The organism is Nocardia sp. NPDC004068 (assembly GCF_042874315.1).
In the GTDB taxonomy this organism is placed as follows: domain Bacteria; phylum Actinomycetota; class Actinomycetes; order Mycobacteriales; family Mycobacteriaceae; genus Nocardia.
In genome coordinates, this window is sequence record NZ_JBIAMW010000004.1 from 509,586 (window position 1) to 526,802 (window position 17,217).

Annotated in this window: 16 protein-coding genes; 8 read left to right on the top strand and 8 right to left on the bottom strand. The window is 66.3% G+C overall.

The annotated features are described in order from the left end of the window. The first annotated feature begins 39 nt into the window (after window positions 1-39). Both ACFYTQ_RS12975 and ACFYTQ_RS12980 read left to right on the top strand, forming a co-directional pair. The gene (locus ACFYTQ_RS12975) at window positions 40-1,872 is read left to right on the top strand and encodes a putative bifunctional diguanylate cyclase/phosphodiesterase (RefSeq protein ID WP_387360024.1); all 1,833 of its coding nucleotides are present in this window, start codon (window positions 40-42) and stop codon (window positions 1,870-1,872) included. Between the two features lie 80 nt (window positions 1,873-1,952). Continuing rightward, on the top strand, window positions 1,953-3,080 hold the full coding sequence (locus tag ACFYTQ_RS12980; protein WP_387360026.1) for a glycosyltransferase: 1,128 nt from the start codon (window positions 1,953-1,955) through the stop codon (window positions 3,078-3,080). Between the two features lie 37 nt (window positions 3,081-3,117). Here ACFYTQ_RS12980 and ACFYTQ_RS12985 read toward each other — a convergent pair whose 3' ends face one another. The 4 genes from ACFYTQ_RS12985 to ACFYTQ_RS13000 form a co-directional block, all read right to left on the bottom strand. After that, window positions 3,118-3,681 (bottom strand): hypothetical protein, encoded by a 564-nt coding sequence (locus ACFYTQ_RS12985; protein ID WP_387360028.1) that lies wholly within the window; start codon window positions 3,679-3,681, stop codon window positions 3,118-3,120. Between the two features lie 780 nt (window positions 3,682-4,461). Continuing rightward, entirely contained in the window at window positions 4,462-5,025 is a 564-nt protein-coding gene (locus ACFYTQ_RS12990; RefSeq protein WP_387360030.1) for an SMI1/KNR4 family protein, read from the bottom strand. A 121-nt stretch (window positions 5,026-5,146) separates the two neighbouring features. Then, a complete protein-coding gene (locus ACFYTQ_RS12995; RefSeq protein WP_387360033.1) occupies window positions 5,147-5,395 on the bottom strand; it encodes a hypothetical protein in 249 nt (82 codons plus the stop codon). A gap of 538 nt (window positions 5,396-5,933) precedes the next feature. Beyond that, the gene (locus ACFYTQ_RS13000; RefSeq protein WP_387360035.1) at window positions 5,934-6,623 is read right to left on the bottom strand and encodes a hypothetical protein; all 690 of its coding nucleotides are present in this window, start codon (window positions 6,621-6,623) and stop codon (window positions 5,934-5,936) included. A 295-nt stretch (window positions 6,624-6,918) separates the two neighbouring features. On the opposite strand from ACFYTQ_RS13000, the gene ACFYTQ_RS13005 reads away from it, so the two are divergent. Further along, on the top strand, window positions 6,919-7,767 hold the full coding sequence (locus ACFYTQ_RS13005) for an SDR family oxidoreductase (protein WP_387360037.1): 849 nt from the start codon (window positions 6,919-6,921) through the stop codon (window positions 7,765-7,767). Here ACFYTQ_RS13005 and soxR read toward each other — a convergent pair. Next, window positions 7,759-8,262 carry a redox-sensitive transcriptional activator SoxR gene (soxR, locus tag ACFYTQ_RS13010; RefSeq protein WP_387360039.1) on the bottom strand — a complete coding sequence of 168 codons (504 nt, stop codon included), beginning with the start codon at window positions 8,260-8,262 and terminating at the stop codon, window positions 7,759-7,761. The two genes, ACFYTQ_RS13005 and soxR, sit on opposite strands and share 9 nt — an antisense overlap. 214 nt (window positions 8,263-8,476) lie before the next feature. On the opposite strand from soxR, the gene arcA reads away from it, so the two are divergent. Both arcA and ACFYTQ_RS13020 read left to right on the top strand, forming a co-directional pair. Beyond that, a complete protein-coding gene (gene arcA / locus ACFYTQ_RS13015) occupies window positions 8,477-9,706 on the top strand; it encodes an arginine deiminase (RefSeq protein ID WP_387360041.1) in 1,230 nt (409 codons plus the stop codon). A gap of 4 nt (window positions 9,707-9,710) precedes the next feature. After that, window positions 9,711-10,070, top strand: a complete 360-nt coding sequence (locus ACFYTQ_RS13020; RefSeq protein WP_387360043.1) for a GntR family transcriptional regulator — start codon at window positions 9,711-9,713, stop codon at window positions 10,068-10,070. 3 nt (window positions 10,071-10,073) lie between these two features. On the opposite strand, the gene ACFYTQ_RS13025 is transcribed toward ACFYTQ_RS13020, so the two are convergent. Then, window positions 10,074-11,678 carry a dolichyl-phosphate-mannose--protein mannosyltransferase gene (locus tag ACFYTQ_RS13025; protein ID WP_387360045.1) on the bottom strand — a complete coding sequence of 535 codons (1,605 nt, stop codon included), beginning with the start codon at window positions 11,676-11,678 and terminating at the stop codon, window positions 10,074-10,076. 93 nt (window positions 11,679-11,771) lie between these two features. Between ACFYTQ_RS13025 and rsmI the strand changes: the two genes are divergently transcribed. Continuing rightward, window positions 11,772-12,620 (top strand): 16S rRNA (cytidine(1402)-2'-O)-methyltransferase, encoded by an 849-nt coding sequence (rsmI, locus tag ACFYTQ_RS13030; protein ID WP_387360047.1) that lies wholly within the window; start codon window positions 11,772-11,774, stop codon window positions 12,618-12,620. A 52-nt stretch (window positions 12,621-12,672) separates the two neighbouring features. Here the strand turns inward: rsmI and metG are convergent, their stop codons facing one another. Further along, the gene (metG, locus tag ACFYTQ_RS13035) at window positions 12,673-14,292 is read right to left on the bottom strand and encodes a methionine--tRNA ligase (protein ID WP_387360049.1); all 1,620 of its coding nucleotides are present in this window, start codon (window positions 14,290-14,292) and stop codon (window positions 12,673-12,675) included. Here metG and ACFYTQ_RS13040 point away from each other — a divergent pair. After that, complete coding sequence (locus ACFYTQ_RS13040; protein ID WP_387360051.1) at window positions 14,291-15,136, top strand: TatD family hydrolase; 846 nt, start codon at window positions 14,291-14,293, stop codon at window positions 15,134-15,136. The genes metG and ACFYTQ_RS13040 overlap by 2 nt on opposite strands. Window positions 15,137-15,312: 176 nt before the next feature. After that, entirely contained in the window at window positions 15,313-16,440 is a 1,128-nt protein-coding gene (locus ACFYTQ_RS13045; protein WP_387360053.1) for a transglycosylase family protein, read from the top strand. Between the two features lie 3 nt (window positions 16,441-16,443). Here ACFYTQ_RS13045 and ACFYTQ_RS13050 read toward each other — a convergent pair whose 3' ends face one another. After that, window positions 16,444-17,211, bottom strand: a complete 768-nt coding sequence (locus ACFYTQ_RS13050; RefSeq protein WP_387360056.1) for an SDR family NAD(P)-dependent oxidoreductase — start codon at window positions 17,209-17,211, stop codon at window positions 16,444-16,446. Between the last annotated feature and the right edge of the window lie 6 nt (window positions 17,212-17,217).

Genomic DNA, 17,217 nt, shown 5'->3' on the forward strand with positions numbered 1-17,217 from the left:
ATCGGAGACAAGGTGCCTCGGCGGACGCTCGATTCACTGGTGACTCAGGTCGCCGCAGAGCTCATGGGTGTCGACGCCACGGCCATGGTCGCGGCGACCGAACGCGTGCTGGCCCTGCTCGTCGAGTACTTCGACGTCGACTTCAGCTATCTGCGACATACCGATCGCGATCGCCGCGCCACCGTCCTGGTCGCCGAATGGCCGCCCCGGCCCGACGTGCCGGATCCGGATCCGCTGGCGGTGGTGTACTTCGAGCACGCCGACTCGGTGTTCAAGGCCCTCGAACACGCCACCGAACCGTTCCTGGTCACCCCGCACGACATGGACTATCAGGACACGATCCGCAAGGCGTCCGGACTGCCGGGCGTCACCTCGGCCGCGGTGCCGCTGCTCTCGCGCGGCGAGTCGACCGGCGTGCTCGGCTTCATCAAGATCGGCAAGCGGGAGTGGAGCACCCGCGAACTCAATGTGCTCCAGGCCATCGCCTCGCTGTTCGCGCAGCTCCAGGCCCGCGTCGAGGCCGAGGAGCGGCTGCGCTACATCGCCATGCACGACGATCTGACCGGGCTGGCCAACCGGCGTTCGCTGCTCGAGCACATGGAGGACCGGTTGCGGCCGGGCCATCCCGGGCCGGTGGCGACCTTCTTCCTGGACCTGGATCGGCTCAAGGCGCTCAACGACTTCCTCGGCCACACCGCGGGCGACAACTTCATCCAGGCGCTGTCCACTCGGCTGCGCGAACATCTCGATCCCACCGACATGATCGCGCGCCTCGGCGGCGACGAATTCGTCATCGTGCCCGCCAAGCCGATGGACGCGGTCGCCGCGGAATTCGAGGCCAACCGGCTGCAACAGGTGATCTCGCGCCGGGTCACCGTCGGCGGGGAGACCGTCAGCCGGGGCGCGAGTGTGGGCGTGGCCGTGGGCATTCCGGGGGAGACCACGGTCGCCGACGTGCTGCGCCGCGCCGATCACGCCCTGCTGTCGGCCAAATCGGGCGGCGGCAACGGGGTGGCGGTGTTCACCGACGCCATGCGCGCGCAGTTCGAACTCCAGGACGACGTCGAGCTGAACCTGCGCGGCGCGGTGGCCGACGGCTCGCTGATCCTGCACTATCAGCCCGAGGTGGATCTGCGGACCGGGCGGATCGTCGCGCTCGAGGCGCTGGTGCGCTGGCAGCATCCGACGCGCGGGCTGCTGCCGCCGGGCGCGTTCGTGGGCGTGGCCGAGGCGACCAATCTCGCGGGTGAACTGGGGCGATGGGTGATCCGCAACGCCTGTAAGCAGTTCGCCGAATGGCGGGGCAAGGGGCTGGCGGCGAACGTCGTCATCCGGATCAATGTGTCGCCGGTGCAGCTGGTCAGCCTCGACTTCGTCGAATCGGTTGAGGACGTCCTGCGCGAATACGGGATCGACGGCAGTTCGGTATGCCTGGAGATCACCGAACACGTGGTCGTCCAGGATCTGGCCCGTACCCAGGTGACGCTGCGCGGGCTCAAGCGGATGGGCGTGCAGATCGCCATCGACGACTTCGGCACCGGCTACAGCTCGCTGTCGCATCTGAAGGCCCTCCCGGTCGACGCGGTGAAGATCGACCGCGGCTTCGTGCAGCGCCTCGGCGTCAGCACCGACGATCTCGCCATCGTGAAATCCATTGTGGGACTTGCCGGTTCGTTCGGACTGGGCGTGGTGGGCGAGGGCGTGGAGACCGCCGTCGCCGCCCGCACCCTGGTCGGCCTCGGCTGCTACCGCGCCCAGGGCTTCCTCATCGCCCGGCCGATTCCCGCCGACGAGGTGGCCGTGCACCTCGCCGCCGGGCGCATCCCGCTGGATCTGGAACTCCCCCGCGTCTCCCGCGTGCCCAAGCCCTGACCCTGCCGGTTACCCGAGGCTTCCGCGCCTGTTCAACTCGCGTTGTCCCAGGGGGACCGGTCCGCGGGAACGATCGGGCAGTGCGCATAGTTCAGCTGGCGAACTTCTACGGTCCGCGGTCTGGGGGACTTCGCACCGCACTGCATCATCTGGGGGCCGGGTACACGGCGTGCGGCCACGAGGTCGTCCTGATCGTGCCCGGGGCGCGGCGGTCGGAGGAGATCCTGCCCAGCGGCGTCGTGCGAATCACGGTGCCCGCCTTGCCGATTCCGTGGACAGGCGGCTACCGCGCGGCGGACCCGCGCCGCGTCGCCGATGTCCTCGCCGGCCTGCGGCCGGACGCGCTCGAGGTCTCGGACCGACTGACCTTGCGCGGCTTCGGCCGCTGGGCCCGACAGCGCGACATCGCCGGGGTGATGATCTCGCACGAGCGGCTGGACCGGCTGCTCGGCCAGGTACTGCCCGGCCCCATGGCCCGCCGCGCCGCCGACGTCGCGAACCGACGCACCGCCGCCAGCTACGACTATGTGGTCTGCACAACCGAATTCGCGCGGGAGGAGTTCCAGCGCATCGACGCGCCGAACGTCGCGCTCGTGCCGCTGGGGGTGGATCTGGAGATGTTCAGCCCTGCGCGCCACGACGGTCGGCTGCGGTCCGAACTGGGCGGGGAGTATCCGCTACTGGTTCACTGCGGGCGGTTGTCGGTGGAGAAGCGGGTGGATCGGAGTATCGAGGCTGTCGACGCGCTGCGGCGTGAGGGGCTGGACGCGCGGCTCGTGGTGGTTGGCGACGGGCCTAGGCGAGAGTCGTTGCAGCGCTTGGCCCGTGGGCTGGCGCCGTTGCGTGACGGGCGTCCGGCTGTGCATTTCACAGGGTTCGTCGATGACCGGACGCGGGTGGCGACCCTGCTCGCCAGTGCGGACGTTTCCCTGGCACCCGGCCCGCACGAAACTTTCGGACTGGCCGCACTGGAGGCCCTTGCCGCAGGTACGCCGGTGGTCGCCAGCCGCTCGTCTGCCCTGGCCGATATCGTCACGGCTGACTGCGGCGCGGTCGCGGCCAACCATCCCTCGGCTTTCGCCCACGCCGTGACCGACGTGCTGGCTCGGCCGTTGTCGCAGCGTCGGCGAGCGGCCCGTACCCGGGCTGAGCAGTTCCCGTGGCGGGCCGCTGTCAACCGGATGTTGCGGGTTTTCTCCGGCCGCTGATCTGTCGACTCGTAACAGACTAATTCTCGGCTGGCGGCTATACGAGATCATCGATGTCGATGTACTCGGCCCATCCCGGACTGATCCAGCTGCCCATCTTCCGATAAAGTCGCAGACGTTCTCGATCCCGTTCGACATCGGGCGCAATGCCGTCGAACCAAGCGGTCACCGACGGGCTGATCTTCTCGGCTATCTCATCCTCAGAGACAAACCAGACCGGCGGGTCGGGTTGGCTGAGATCAGCGCCGTCGATGACGTAATACTGATATGCCTGGTGCTCCACCAGCACGAGCATGCCGACACTATCGGTCATCGTATTATCCAACCGAGCGAGCTGCGCGATCGCACCCCTTTTGTCGCTCTCATCGATGACCTCTACACCGAACGAACTTCCCCGCAACCAGCCCAGCCGTTTGATCCCGATCATCCGCATGACTTCACGCACGGCAGCCGGTATCACGGTGACACCCTGCCGCGCGGCCCAATCCTCGATCTGCTCGTCCGAAGCACCAGCCATCGATCCCGGCTTCACTCCCGCCGCGATCACGCGTTCGACAGTCGCCCGGACAGTCGCCGCGGCGGCTTGCTCACTATTGATCATCGGACCAGTGTTCCACCCTGGTTGACCAACTTCGCTACTCATTAGCGACACCTCCGCAGTCAAAGGCGATGTTTCGCCCGATACTCTTCCCATGTGGGCCTGTCCGAACGCGGTTCGGTGTCGCTGACATCGCGCGTCTCGAACTCTGCGATAATATAACTTCGGTTTATAACAAGAAATGCCTCCCGCCGAGTCCGCTCGAACTCTTCTGCGGTGTGGTATCTCCGTCCGTCGATCACAAAGCCGATAACCCAGTCGTCATCGTCCTGTTTGACAAGTCCGAAACAAATCTTACGTTTACTATCGAGATTTTCAGTCTCCGCTGTCAATTCAGGATCGCCTCTTGCTTTCGGGTGACTGCTTCGGCAAACATTCGCTCGATTCTGCCCTTGCAACTTGAGAGTTAGTTTAACGAGAAGTTATAGACGGTATTGCGGTTCAAGTCAGCGGCCATGGACGCTCTGCGAGTAGTAATAAGTTTCATTTCGTACGTCTACGGAATCCGGTGTTCTCTAGCCGAACAGCTAAAGGGATAACCCGTTCTGGCGGATTTCGGGATAGCTGACCTGTACCGACGTGCTGGCTTGCCCGCTGTCGGAGCGTCGACACGCCGCCCGTACCCGAGCCGAGCAGTTCCCTTGTCGCGGGTGGCTGTCACTCGCATTGGCCCCGTCTTCTCCGAGCCGCCGACGGCGGGCTGAACTTTAGGTGCTACTCCTTGATCCCGTAGACCACCAGGCGCTGACTCCTAGCCGAAACAAATTCTCGGCTCGGCTGCGGCTATTCGAGATCATCGATGTCGATGTACTCGGCCCATCCCGGGCTGATCCAGCTGCCCAACGTACGATCGAGCCGCAGACGTGCTCGATCCTGTTCGACATCGGGTGCGATGCTGTCGAACCAATCAGTTACCGAAGGGCTGATCTTTTCGGCTATCTCATCCTCATCGATAAACCAGACCGGCGGGTCAGGCAAACCGAGATCAGCGCCGTCGATGACGTAATACTGATAGCCTTGGTGCTCCGCCAACACGAGCATGCCAGCGCTATCGGTCATAGTGTTCTCGAGCCGGGAGAGCAGGGCGATTGCGCGCCTTTTGTCGCTGTCTTCGATGACCTTTACACCGAACGCACTCCCGCGGAACCAGCCCAAGCGTTTGATCCCGATCATCCGCATGACTTCCCGCACGGCAGCCGGTATCACGGTGACACCCTGTCGCGCGGCCCAATCTTCTATCTGCTCGTCCGAAGCGCCAGCCATCGATCCCGGCTTCACTCCCGCCGCGATCACCCGTTCGACAGTCGCCCGGACGGTCGCCGCAGCGGCTTGCTCACTTGTGTTCATCGGGTCGATTATCTCACCTTGCTGGGGAACCGCCTCCGGAAAGTCGCGACCGCGCGCAGGCTGCGGTCAACGGGATGTTGCCGATTTTCTCCGGCCGCTGATCTGAGCTAGTATCCTCAGATCACAGTTTGTGCCGGTCTCGATACTCCTCCCAAGAAGGTAGACCGAGGTTCGGCCGCGCGCCTTCAGATATGTCGCTGGTCTCGAACTCGGCAATAATACGATGGTCACTCATTGCGCAATAAACCTCCTGCTTGACTCGTTCGAACTCCTCGGTATTTTCGTACCGTCGGCCGTCCACAGCGAAGGCTGCGATCCACTCGTCTTCCTTGCGCTTCACCCGCACCAAACAGACTTTCCGCTGGGACATATTCTCACCTCTCATTTTTGCCATTTATCCTGCTGCATCAGCATCAAGCCCTCGACACGCTCTCCGCGTCGACCTGCAAAGGTGTACGGTGCACGACGACTCAAGGCAAAGGCTTCGAGAAATCCCATGGGACACGGGGTGATCGGCCATGTACCTTCGAGAAGGTACGTCTATACGCCTCCAGATCGTCTATGCGGCCAAGCTCGAGCAAGCAATCCCAATACTGCCGGATAGCATTTAGTATTTCATCATTAGATAGGGTCCAGGGTGGGTCGCCTGGGTTATACAGATTATCCAGTGAGGCGCCTTTGGTAGTAATAACGGCATGCCAAGCATTACCGGAGTGCTCATACGGATCGGATCTGAAGCCTTCCCTGAGGCATGTGATGCAATCGACCAGAGTGACGATCTCATCTACTGACGCTTGAATATCCTGATACAGCCAAGCGGCGGCCAGTGACAGGTTCCTATGCTTGGAAGACAGTTGTCGAATGTTGCCATCCACAATGGTGAAGAGTCTATCGGCAATCAACTTACTTCAATTCTCTGTGTCCGACGCTTGTACGATCAGGTGCTCGATATGGGGAATGGCCTCCGCTTCCCTGATCTCATAAACGCGAGGATTTTGTCTCGTCTCTTCGATATCACGAAGCCGAGGAGTTGGCTTCCATTTCAGGCCGGTGGTGATTTCCTCGTCGACCAACTCATGACTGGTCTTATCGGTATGTCGTCTTACCAACGTCGGTGTGTCCCCTGACGTATCGTCCCCGCCCATTGGGGGGAGGGCGTAATACGACGGCTCGCCGCTCGTGTGCAAGATGTCATAGGCATCGAGAGCGACGGGCGAGGTTACCAGAAAGGGCTTACTTCGCAGATTCGACTCGAAGCTACCTTGTGAGATCGAGATACCTTCCAAATCTATGAAAACCTCCAGCCAGTATCCGCCGCCGCGTTCGAACATTATCAGCATGGGTTCATAGGGGTCGGGAAGGTCGGGAAGGCTGACCTCCGTCGAATGCGACAGCGCGGCCCAGCGGACGATCGAACAGCAGGGGGATTTCATCCAGTAGCTCACGGCCCCGGACGCCAAGTATTGTTCCAGGTCTCGTTCGACGTCGGCGCTCAGTTGAAAATTCGGCGTGACAAAGCTCGCGATATCCGAGAATGGCCATTCAGCCGAGCCGTAAGCGTCTGCCCACAGCGCCGATCTCCTCAGATGTTCACGCATCAAGCGGGCTCGGGAGTAGGCGTGGACTTCCGCCGCATCGGTATTCGTCCACTCTACTGCGCGGAGGCGTGTGAGTACTTCGAAGGGTGAACCCATGGCCATTGGAAATTCACTCCCATCTCTCTGGACTCTCGATCATCTGCCACGGGTGCGACGCGCCCCACCCTGGCTCCCGCGGTGCCCCGCACACCGAACATCTCACCGCGCACTGCTCCGGCTTTCGAACCCCCGGCCGAGCGAACCCGTATGCTCCACCACAGCAGACAACCGAGCACACACAGCATCGAGGAACGGCGTGCGCGATCGCTTGAAGTCCGTCAGCGGCAAGAAAACCCTGATCACCGGCGCGGCCAGTGGGATCGGGCGGGCTACCGCGCTCGCGGCGGCGCGGGCGGGGGCCGAGGTGGTGCTCACCGATGTGGATGCGGAGGGGTTGGCGGGGACGGTGGAGGCCGTCGAGCGCGAAGGGGGGAAGGTGCTGTACTCGCGGGCGCTCGACATCAGTGACTACGACGCCGTGCGGGCCTTCGGGGACGAGGTGCACGATCGGCACGGGAGTCTCGATGTCGTGATGAATGTGGCGGGGGTGTCGGCGTGGGGGACCGTCGAGAATCTCGAGCATCGGCAGTGGCGGCGGATGATCGATATCAATCTGATGGGGCCGATCCATGTCATCGAGACGTTCGTGCCGCCGATGGTGCGGGCGGGGCGCGGTGGGGCGCTGGTGAACGTGTCCTCGGCGGCGGGGTTGCTCGCCTTCCCGTGGCACGCGGCCTACAGCGCGAGCAAGTTCGGGCTGCGCGGGCTGTCGGAGGTGCTGCGGTTCGATCTCGAGCGGCACGGGATCAGCGTACGGCTGGTGGTGCCGGGAGCGGTGAACACGCATCTCGTGCAGACCGTCGAGATCGCCGGGGTCGATCGCGAGGATCCGCGAATTCAGCGGTACACCAAGATGTTTCAGAAGCATGCCGCCTCGCCGGAGAAGGTCGCCCAGCAGATCCTGCGGGGAATCGAGCGCAACAGCTTCCTGGTGCACACCTCGTTCGAGGTACGGTTCGGGTACTGGTGGGCGCGCAAGTTCGCCTGGCCGTACGAGTTCGTCATGCGCCGCGCCAACGACCGGTTCGACTCGTTCCTACGCTGACTCCGGTTCGGTGCAGCCCTCGATTCCCTTGGCGCAGTTGAGGTTCACGTCCAGCACGCGCGCGCCCGGCCCCTCGTCGCCGAGTTTGTCGTGCCAGTTGGCGATGCGGCAGGACGCCAGCGACAGGCAGCCGCAGCCGATGCATCCGGTCAGGCTGTCGCGCAGGCGGACCAGCTGTTCGATGCGCTGATCGAGGTCGGCGCGCCATACCGTCGAAAGTCGTTCCCAATCCTTACGATTGGGGGTGCGGCCCTCCGGCAGCGTGTCCAGCGCCTTGCGAATCTCGCTGAGCGGGATGCCGACTCGCTGCGAGATGCGGATGAACGCCACCCGCCGCAGCGTCTCGCGCGAGTACCGCCGCTGATTACCGCTCGTGCGCCGACTGGTGATCAGCCCTTCGCGTTCGTAGAAATGCAGCGCGGACACCGCGACTCCGCTACGTTCGGACAGCTGTCCGGGGGTGAGCTCCTTGGCCTGCCAGGTCGTGTGCTGCATAGCTGAACGATACTTCAGGTTAGGTCAAGTTTACGACCGTTCGGAAGAAGTGCCCCGCCCCCTGCACCCGCGTGGCCCAGCGAGATCCGTCGAAGTGGCCCACCCCCCGCACCCGCGCGGCCCAGCGAGATCCGTAGAACTGCCCCACCGCCCACACCCGCGCCGCCCAGCGAATTCCGTGCCAATGCGGCCGGTGGCGGTTACGGTCGAACTCATGGAAGCAGAGGCGGTGCCGTCGGCGCGACCGTTTTCCGTGACAAGCGAAGTCGGGACGCTGCGGACGGTGCTGTTGCACCGGCCGGGGGACGAATTGCGGCGGCTTACCCCGCGCAACAACGATCAGCTCCTCTTCGACGGCATTCCCTGGGTCGAGCGCGCGCAGCAGGAACACGACGTGTTCGCCGACGTGCTGCGCGGGCGCGGCGTCGAGGTGCTGCTCCTGCGCGATCTGCTGGCCGAGACCCTGGCCGTGAGTCGTCCGGGCCGCAGCATGGGCATCACCGCGGCGGTCGACGCCCGCCGGGTCGGGCACGCGCTGGCCGAGGACCTCAAGGCGTATCTGCGCGGCGTCCCGCCCGAGGATCTGGCGCATGTGCTCATGGCGGGCATGACCTTCGACGAGCTGCCGTTCGGGCCTGACGCGACCTCGCTGGTGCGCCGGATGCATCACGGCACCGATTTCGTGATCGATCCGCTGCCCAATCTGCTGTTCACTCGTGACTCGTCGTTCTGGGTGGGACCGAAGGTGGCGATCACCTCCCTGGCGCTGCCCGCGCGGGCGCGTGAGACCTCGCTCACCGATCTGGTCTACGCCTTCCATCCCCGCTTCCTCGGCGTGCGGCGCGCCTACGAATCGCACACCGCCCCGATGGAGGGCGGCGACGTACTGCTGCTCGCCCCGGGCGTGGTGGCGATCGGCGTCGGTGAGCGGACCTCACCGGCGGGCGCGGAAGCGTTGGCGCGCAGCCTGTTCGAGGACAATCTCGCCCACACCGTGCTCGTGGTGCCGATCGCGCAGAACCGCGCCACCATGCATCTGGACACCGTCTGCACGATGGTCGACACCGACGCCGTCGTCATGTACCCGGCGGTCCAGGATTCGTTGCGCGCCTTCACGATTCGCAAGGAGGGCGCGGACGGGGTGAGCATGAGCGGACCCGATCCGTTCCTGCCCGCCGCCGCGGACGCGATGGGCATCGGCAAGCTGCGCGTCATCGCCACCGGACTCGACGGCGTCACCGCCGAACGGGAACAGTGGGACGACGGCAACAACACCCTCGCGCTCGCCCCCGGCGTGGTCGTCGCCTACGAACGCAACGAGAACACCAACGCGCGCCTGGCGGACGCGGGCATCGAGGTCCTCACCATTCCCGGTTCCGAGCTGGGTTCCGGCCGCGGCGGCCCGCGCTGTCTGTCCTGCCCCCTCGCCCGCGACGAGGTGTGAGGCCATGCTGGAGATCCCGGTCGACCACCATTCGACGGTCCCGCCGTACGAACAACTGCGGCAGGGCATCGTGGCCCGGGTTCGCTCCGGCGAACTGACCGCGGGCACCAAGATCCCCACGGTCCGCGCCCTCGCCGCGCAACTCGGCCTGGCGCCCAATACCGTCGCCCGCGCCTACCGCGAACTCGAACAGGACGGCGTTCTCGAAACCCGCGGCCGCCTGGGCTCGTTCATCGCCTCGTCCGGCGATCCCACCCGCGACGCCGCCGGGCGCGCGGCCACCGACTACGTGGCGATCATCCGCCGCCTCGGCCTGGACGACGAGGCCGCGCTGCGGTACGTGCGGGCGGCGCTGCACGAGTAGCGCTCACTTCCAGCTCGGCAACCACAGGTGGTCGTGCCAGTTGCCCGGCGTGATGGGCAGCGCGGTGAGGATCGGCCACAGCCAGATGAAATTGGCGACGACCAGCCCGAGATACAGACACACCAGAAGCAGGCTCAGACTGCGATGTTCGGTGACGAGCAGCCAGCGTTGTCCGTACGGGCCGCGCGTGTACGGGGCGGGCCCGAGGATGTCGCCGAGGACGAGGGCCAGGCCCATCACGAGGAACGGCGCCATGGGGACGGCGTAGAAGAAGTACATCTGCCGGTCGAGGGTGGCGAACCACGGGAGCAGTCCGGCCCCGTACCCGACCAGTACCGAGGCGTAGCGCCAGTCGGCGCGGGTCGCGGTGCGCCACAGCGCCCAGGCGAGCATCGGCAGGGCGAGCCACCAGATCGCGGGGGTGCCGATGAGCATGACGGCCTTGACGCAGACGCTCTGGCCGCAGCCGGTCACCCCGTTGTCGGCGTAGTAGTACAGCATGGGCCGCAGGCTCATCGGCCACGACCACGGCTTGGACTCCCACGGGTGGTGGTTCCCGGCCGAATTGGTCAGTCCCTCATGGAAACTCAGCGATTCACCCTGGTTGTGCCACAGCGAGCGCAACGCGTCCGGCACCCACGACCACGTCCCGCCGGCGCCGATCGGATTCTTCCCGGCGTACGGATTGCCTACGGAATAGCGGTCGTATCCGGTCTCGCTGGCGAACCACATCGAATAGCTGCCCAGGTACACCAGCACCGGGATCAGCACCAGGGCGTAGAGCGCGGGGCCGATATCGCGGACCGCGGTGCCGAGTAGCGGCCGCCGCACCCCGTAGGCGCGCCGCGCGGCCAGATCGAACCCGACCGACAGCAGCCCGAAGAACGCGATGAAGTAGAGCCCGGACCACTTGGTGCCCAACGACAATCCGAGCAGCAGCCCCGCCCCGAATCGCCACCACCGCACCCCGAGCCGCGGCCCGAACGCCGTGAGTCCCACGCGCCCTTGGGCATCCGCGCGGGCGAGCCGCTCGCGCATGTGGTCCCTGTCCACGATCAGACAGCCGAACGCCGCCGTCACGAACAACGTCTGGAAAATGTCCAGCATGCCGATGCGCGAGGCCACGAAGGTCGCCCCGTCGCAGATCAGTAGCAGTCCCGCGATCGCCCCGATGAGGGTGGAGCGGGTCAGCCGCCGCGTGATCCGCACGACCAGCAGCACCAGCAGGCATCCCGACAGCGCCGCGGTGAACCGCCACCCCCAGCTCGTGTAGCCGAAGACGGCCTCGCCGAGCGCGATCATCTGCTTGCCGACCGGTGGATGCACCACCAGCCCGAACGCCGGATTGTCCTCCACCCCACCGCCGGTGACCATCTGCCACGCCTGCGGCGCGTAATGCTTCTCGTCGAAGACCGGCGTACCCGCGTCGGTCGGATAGCCCAGCTCCAGAAACCGCGTCACCCCCGCGATCACGGTCAGGAACGCGGTGACCAGCCACCCCCGCATCCGATCCGTGGGCCCGAAATCGGGCGAGGGGCGCAGTGGCGCCGGACTCGACAAGGCCGGGCCCGCACCGATCGGCGGTCGCGCGTCGGTCAGCTGGGTCACGGCACGAGTCTATTGGCACCGGGGTCCCGTCCTTCGCTACCGTCCCTGCGAAGGAGATTCGGGGAAGGCATCCGAACCGAGACGGGAGTGGTGATGACCGATCAGCCGAGCGGGCGGTTGGTGCTCGCGGCGACGCCCATGGGGGATCCCGGTGACGCGTCGCGGCGGCTGCGGGAGGCGCTCGGCTCGGCCGAGGTGGTGGCCGCCGAGGACACCCGCCGCACGCGGGCGCTGGCCAAGGCCCTCGAGGTGGAGATCAGCGGGCGCGTGGTGAGCTTCTACGATCATGTGGAGACCGCGCGAATCCCGTTGCTGCTCAACGAGATCGAGTCCGGACACACCGTGCTGCTGGTGACCGACGCCGGGATGCCGTCGGTCAGCGATCCGGGCTACCGCATGGTCGCGGCCTGTGTGGAACGCGGCCTCCCGGTGACCTGCCTGCCCGGCCCGTCGGCCGTCACCACCGCACTGGCCCTGTCCGGATTGCCGGTGGAACGCTTCTGCTTCGACGGCTTCCCGCCCCGCAAATCCGGGCCCCGCAAACAATGGCTGCGCACCCTGATCCGCGAACCGCGCGCGGTGGTCTTCTTCGAGGCCCCGCACCGCCTGGCCGACTCCCTCACCGACGCCGTCGAGATCCTCGGCCCCGACCGCCGCGCCGCCGTCTGCCGCGAACTGACCAAGACCTACGAGGAGGTCGTCCGCGGCACCCTCGCCGAACTCGCCGCCTGGGCCACCGAGCACGCCCGCGGCGAGATCACCGTGGTGATCGAAGGCGCCCAACCCCTTTCGGCCGACCCCGCCGACCTGGTCGACGAAGTGGAGGCCCTGGTCACCGAGGGCATCCGCCTCAAGGAAGCTTGCGCCGAAATAGCCGCCGCCACCGGCGCCTCCCGCCGTGAACTCTACGACGCGGTCCTCGCCGCCCGCGCCCACGAGTAGGCCCGTCGATCCTCGAGGACCGGGGCCGGGGCGCGGAGCTCGTCGAGCCCCGTCAGTCCTTGGGCTCCACGTACTTCGGGAACACCGGCTCCGGCGCGGGCAGGGACAACCCCGCCTCGATCGGCGTCCCGATATCGGCGAACGTTCGCCCGGTCTGCCCCAGCTGGTCGAGGATGCGTCCCGCCGACCCGGGAATGACCGGCTGCACCAGAATCGAGACGATGCGCAGCACCTCGACCGTCACGTACAGGACCGTGGCCTCGCGGGCGATGTCCTCCGGCGTGCCGGATTTGGCCAGCGCCCAAGGCTGTTGGGCGGAGAAGTAGCGGTTCGTCTCGCCCAGCGTCAGCCAGATCGCCTCCAACGCCAGATGCATCTGCTGCTGGTCGAATTCGGCGCGGCAGCGGTCGAGCAGGCCGGTGGCGCGATCGAGCAGTTCGCGGTCGGCGTCGGTGAACTCGCCGGGAGTCGGTACGGCCGAACCGAAGTCGCGCGCGACCATCTTCAGGCTGCGCTGCACGAGGTTGCCGTACTCGTTGGCCAGATCGGTGTTGATGCGGCCGACGATGGCGTCGTGGCTGTAGGAGCCGTCCTGCCCGTAGGAGATCTCGCGCAGCAGGAAGAAGCGCACCGCGTCGAGCCCGTAGGCATCGACCAGATCCAGCGGGTCGACCACATTGCCGACCGACTTGGACATCTTCTCGCCCTTGTTGAACAGGAACCCGTGCACGAACACGCGTCTGGGCAGCTCGACCCCGGCCGACATGAGGAACGCGGGCCAGTACACGGTATGGAAGCGGGTGATGTCCTTGCCGATGATGTGCACATCCGCGGGCCAGAACTTCCGGAACGCGTCGGAATCGGTGTTCGGGAAGCCCACTCCGGTGAGGTAATTGGTGAGCGCGTCCACCCACACGTACATCACGTGCGCCGGATCGTCCGGCACCGGCACACCCCAGTCGAAGGTGGTGCGCGAGATGGACAGATCCTTCAGCCCGGCCTTCACATAGCTGACGATCTCGTTGCGCCGCGTGCCCGGCAGGATGAAATCGGGCCGCCGCTCGTACAGTTCGAGCAGCCGGTCCTGGTACTTCGACAGCCGGAAGAAGTAGTTCGACTCCTCGGTCCACTCCACCGGGGTGCGCGTCTCGGTGGCGATGCGGGTGCCGTCGTCGAGGACGGTCGTCTCCTCCTCGGTGTAGAACGCCTCGTCGCGCACCGAGTACCAGCCGGAGTAGGTGTCGAGGTAGATGTCCCCGGCCGCGCGCATCCGCTCCCAGATCGCGACCGAGGAGACCTGATGGTCCTCGTCGGTGGTGCGGATGAACCGGTCGTAGGAGATGTCGAGGGTCTTGTCCATGGCCTCGAACACGTCGGAGTTGCGCGCGGCGTACTCCTCGACCGGGACGCCCGCGGCCTTCGCGGCCTGCTGCACCTTCTGGCCGTGCTCGTCGGTGCCGGTCATGAAGAACACGTCGAAGCCGTCCAGGCGCTTGAACCGCGCGAGGGCGTCCGCCGAGATGTACTCGTAGGCATGCCCGATGTGCGGCGCGCCGTTGGGATAGGCGATGGCCGTGGTGATGTAGAAGGCGGGGCGTCCGGCGTCAGTCATGGTGTTATTACTGTAGTCCGAGTGCCCCTGTCCGCTCGCGTCGATATCCCGGGTGACCATGCCTAGCAAACGTCCCGCGCCCGCCGCCCCCGAACCGCTGTCCCCGTTGGTGGACGCGCACACCCATCTGGACGCCTGCGGTGCCTCGGACGCGGAAACCGTTGCGGCCGTGGTGGATCGGGCCGCGGCGGTCGGCGTCGGCCGGGTGGTGACCGTCGCCGACGATCTGGATTCGGCCCGGTTCGCCGTGCGGGCCGCGCACTGGGATTCGCGCGTGTACGCGGCGGTCGCGCTGCATCCCACCCGCGCGAACGTCCTCGACGACGCCGCGAGGACCGAACTCGAGAAGCTGGCGGCGGACCCGCGCGTGGTCGCCGTCGGCGAGACCGGCCTGGACTACTACTGGCCCGGCAAACTCGACGGCTGCGCCGTGCCGCCCGAGCAGATCGAGGGCTTCCGCTGGCACATCGATCTGGCCAAACGGCTGGGCAAACCGCTCATGATCCACAACCGCGAGGCCGACCGCGACGTGCTGGCCGTGCTCGCGGAGGAGGGCGCGCCGGACACGGTGATCTTCCACTGCTTCTCCTCCGACGAGGCGATGGCCCGGGCCTGTGTCGAGGCGGGTTACCTCCTGAGTTTCTCCGGCACGGTCAGCTTCAAGAACGCGCGGGAGCTGCGCGCGGCGGCGAAACTCGTGCCCGCCGAGTCGATCCTGGTCGAGACCGACGCGCCCTACCTCACCCCGCACCCGTTCCGCGGCGCGCCCAACGAGTCCTACTGCCTGCCCTACACCGTGCGTGCCCTGGCCGAACTGCGCGAACAGGTGCCCGAGGAACTCGCGGAGATCACCACCGCCAATGCCGAACGCGTCTACGGCATCGGCGCGTCGGCAGTGTCCTGAATCACAGGGAGACCGTTCGGTGAGCGACCGGTGACCGGGCGCACTACCATAACGGCGTCGTAATCTGGCCACGGCCGCGTCATCCGGCCGTGATGTGGAAAACGCCTGTTCCACGACTCGTGGTTGTCAGGCCCTGACCCCGTCGTTATCGTATTGTGACCATGCCGGAGCCTCGGATGTCCGCTCTCCAGCGGATCAACTCCTCGCGCTCGCCGCTGCTGTACGCGGCGATCGCCGCCTTGCTGATCACGCTGATCCTCGGCGCGTCGATGGCGATCCTGCACCGCAAGACCGTCACGCTGGTCGTCGACGGGGAACAGCGGACGCTGACCACGATGTCGCTCAAGGTGGGCGGGGTGGTCAAGGCGGCGGGCTTCGTGCTGAAGGCCAAGGACGCGCTCTCGCCCGGCGCGGACGCCGCGGTGGTCGACGGCGGCACGATCACGCTGAACCGCGCCCGGCCGGTGTCGGTCACCTTCGACGGCAAGGTGCACGAGCTGTGGACCACCGGCTACACGGTCGCCGAGGCGCTGACCCAATTGCAGATCCCCACAGACGTTTTCGTCTCCCCGCCGCGCCCGACGCCGCTGCCGCTCGAGGGCGCGGCGCTGGCCATCACGAGCCCGCGCACGGTGTTGCTGACCGATGGCGCGCAGCCCGCGGAGATCGTGCGCATCGCCGCGCCGACCGTGGGCGAGTTGTTGCAGGGCCGCAATGCCGCACTGGTGAACCAGGATTCGGTCGATCCCGCGCCGGACACCAAGCTGACCATCGGCATGAAGATCACCGTCACCCGCAAACGGGTGGAGAACCGCGTCGAGCGCGTGCCGCTGGATCCGCCGGAGAACGTCATCGAGGATCCGACCATGAACATGAGCCGCACGGTGGTCGAGAATCCGGGCAAGGCGGGCGTGCAGGACGTGACGTTCGCCGTCTCCATCGTGAACGGCCAGGACGCGGACAAGGATCCGATCGCCAGCAAGATCATCGTCCCCGCCGAACCCAAGACGGTCCGCAAGGGCGCCAAGCCCGGCACCGAGGTCCCGCCCGTGCGCGACGGCGCGATCTGGGACGCCCTGGCCCGGTGCGAATCCAATGGCAACTGGGCGATCAACACGGGCAACGGGTATTACGGCGGCATCCAGTTCGACCAGAGCACCTGGGAACGGCAGGGCGGTCTGCGCTACGCGCCGCGCGCCGATATGGCGACCCGCGAGGAGCAGATCGCCATCGCCGAGGTGACGCGGGCGCGGCAGGGCTGGGGTGCCTGGCCCGCGTGCACGAGTCGACTGGGGATCGGGTGAGCCCTACATCAAGGCCCCGCCGTCGACCCGGATCTCCGAACCCGTGATGTAGCGGCCGTCGTCGGAGGCGACCATGGCGACCGCGGCGGCCACGTCCTCTGGCTCGCCGAACGCGCCGTTGTTCAGCCAGCCGGTGAGGCGGGACAGCAGGTTCCAGTCGGCGTCGTCGGGGGCGGAGAAGCTCTGGGTGAGGCCGGTCGCGATGCCGCCGGGGACGATGTTCACCGCCCGCAGGCCCTGCTTGGAGTACTCGAGGGCGATGGCCTTGGTCATGGCGTTCACGCCGCCCTTGGACGCGGCGTAGGCGGCCATGTACGGATGCGCGCCGTGCGCGGCGGTCGAGGAGAAGTTCACGATCACCGGGTGGCTCGACGCGAGCAGATGCGGGATCGTGGCCTGGACCATGAGGAATGTGCCGGTGAGATTGACCCCGATGATCTGATTCCACGACTCCAGCGACATCTCGTGGGTGTGCGCGGAGCGATGGATTCCGGCGGCGTTCACCAAAACGTCCAGCCCACCGAGGAATTCGACGGCCGCGGTGCTGCCCGAGCGGACCGATTCGGGATCGGACACGTCCAGCACCACGGTGTGCAGGCGGGAGCGGGAGTCCGCGGCGGCGTTCTCGACGGTTTCCTTCAGTCCCGCCTCGGACACGTCCACGCCGACCAGCGTCGCGCCCTCGTCGAGCAACCGGTGGACGACCGCCCGGCCGATGCCCGAACCCGCGCCGGTGACGAGCACCCGTCGTCCGTCGAATCTACGCTGCATTGCGCT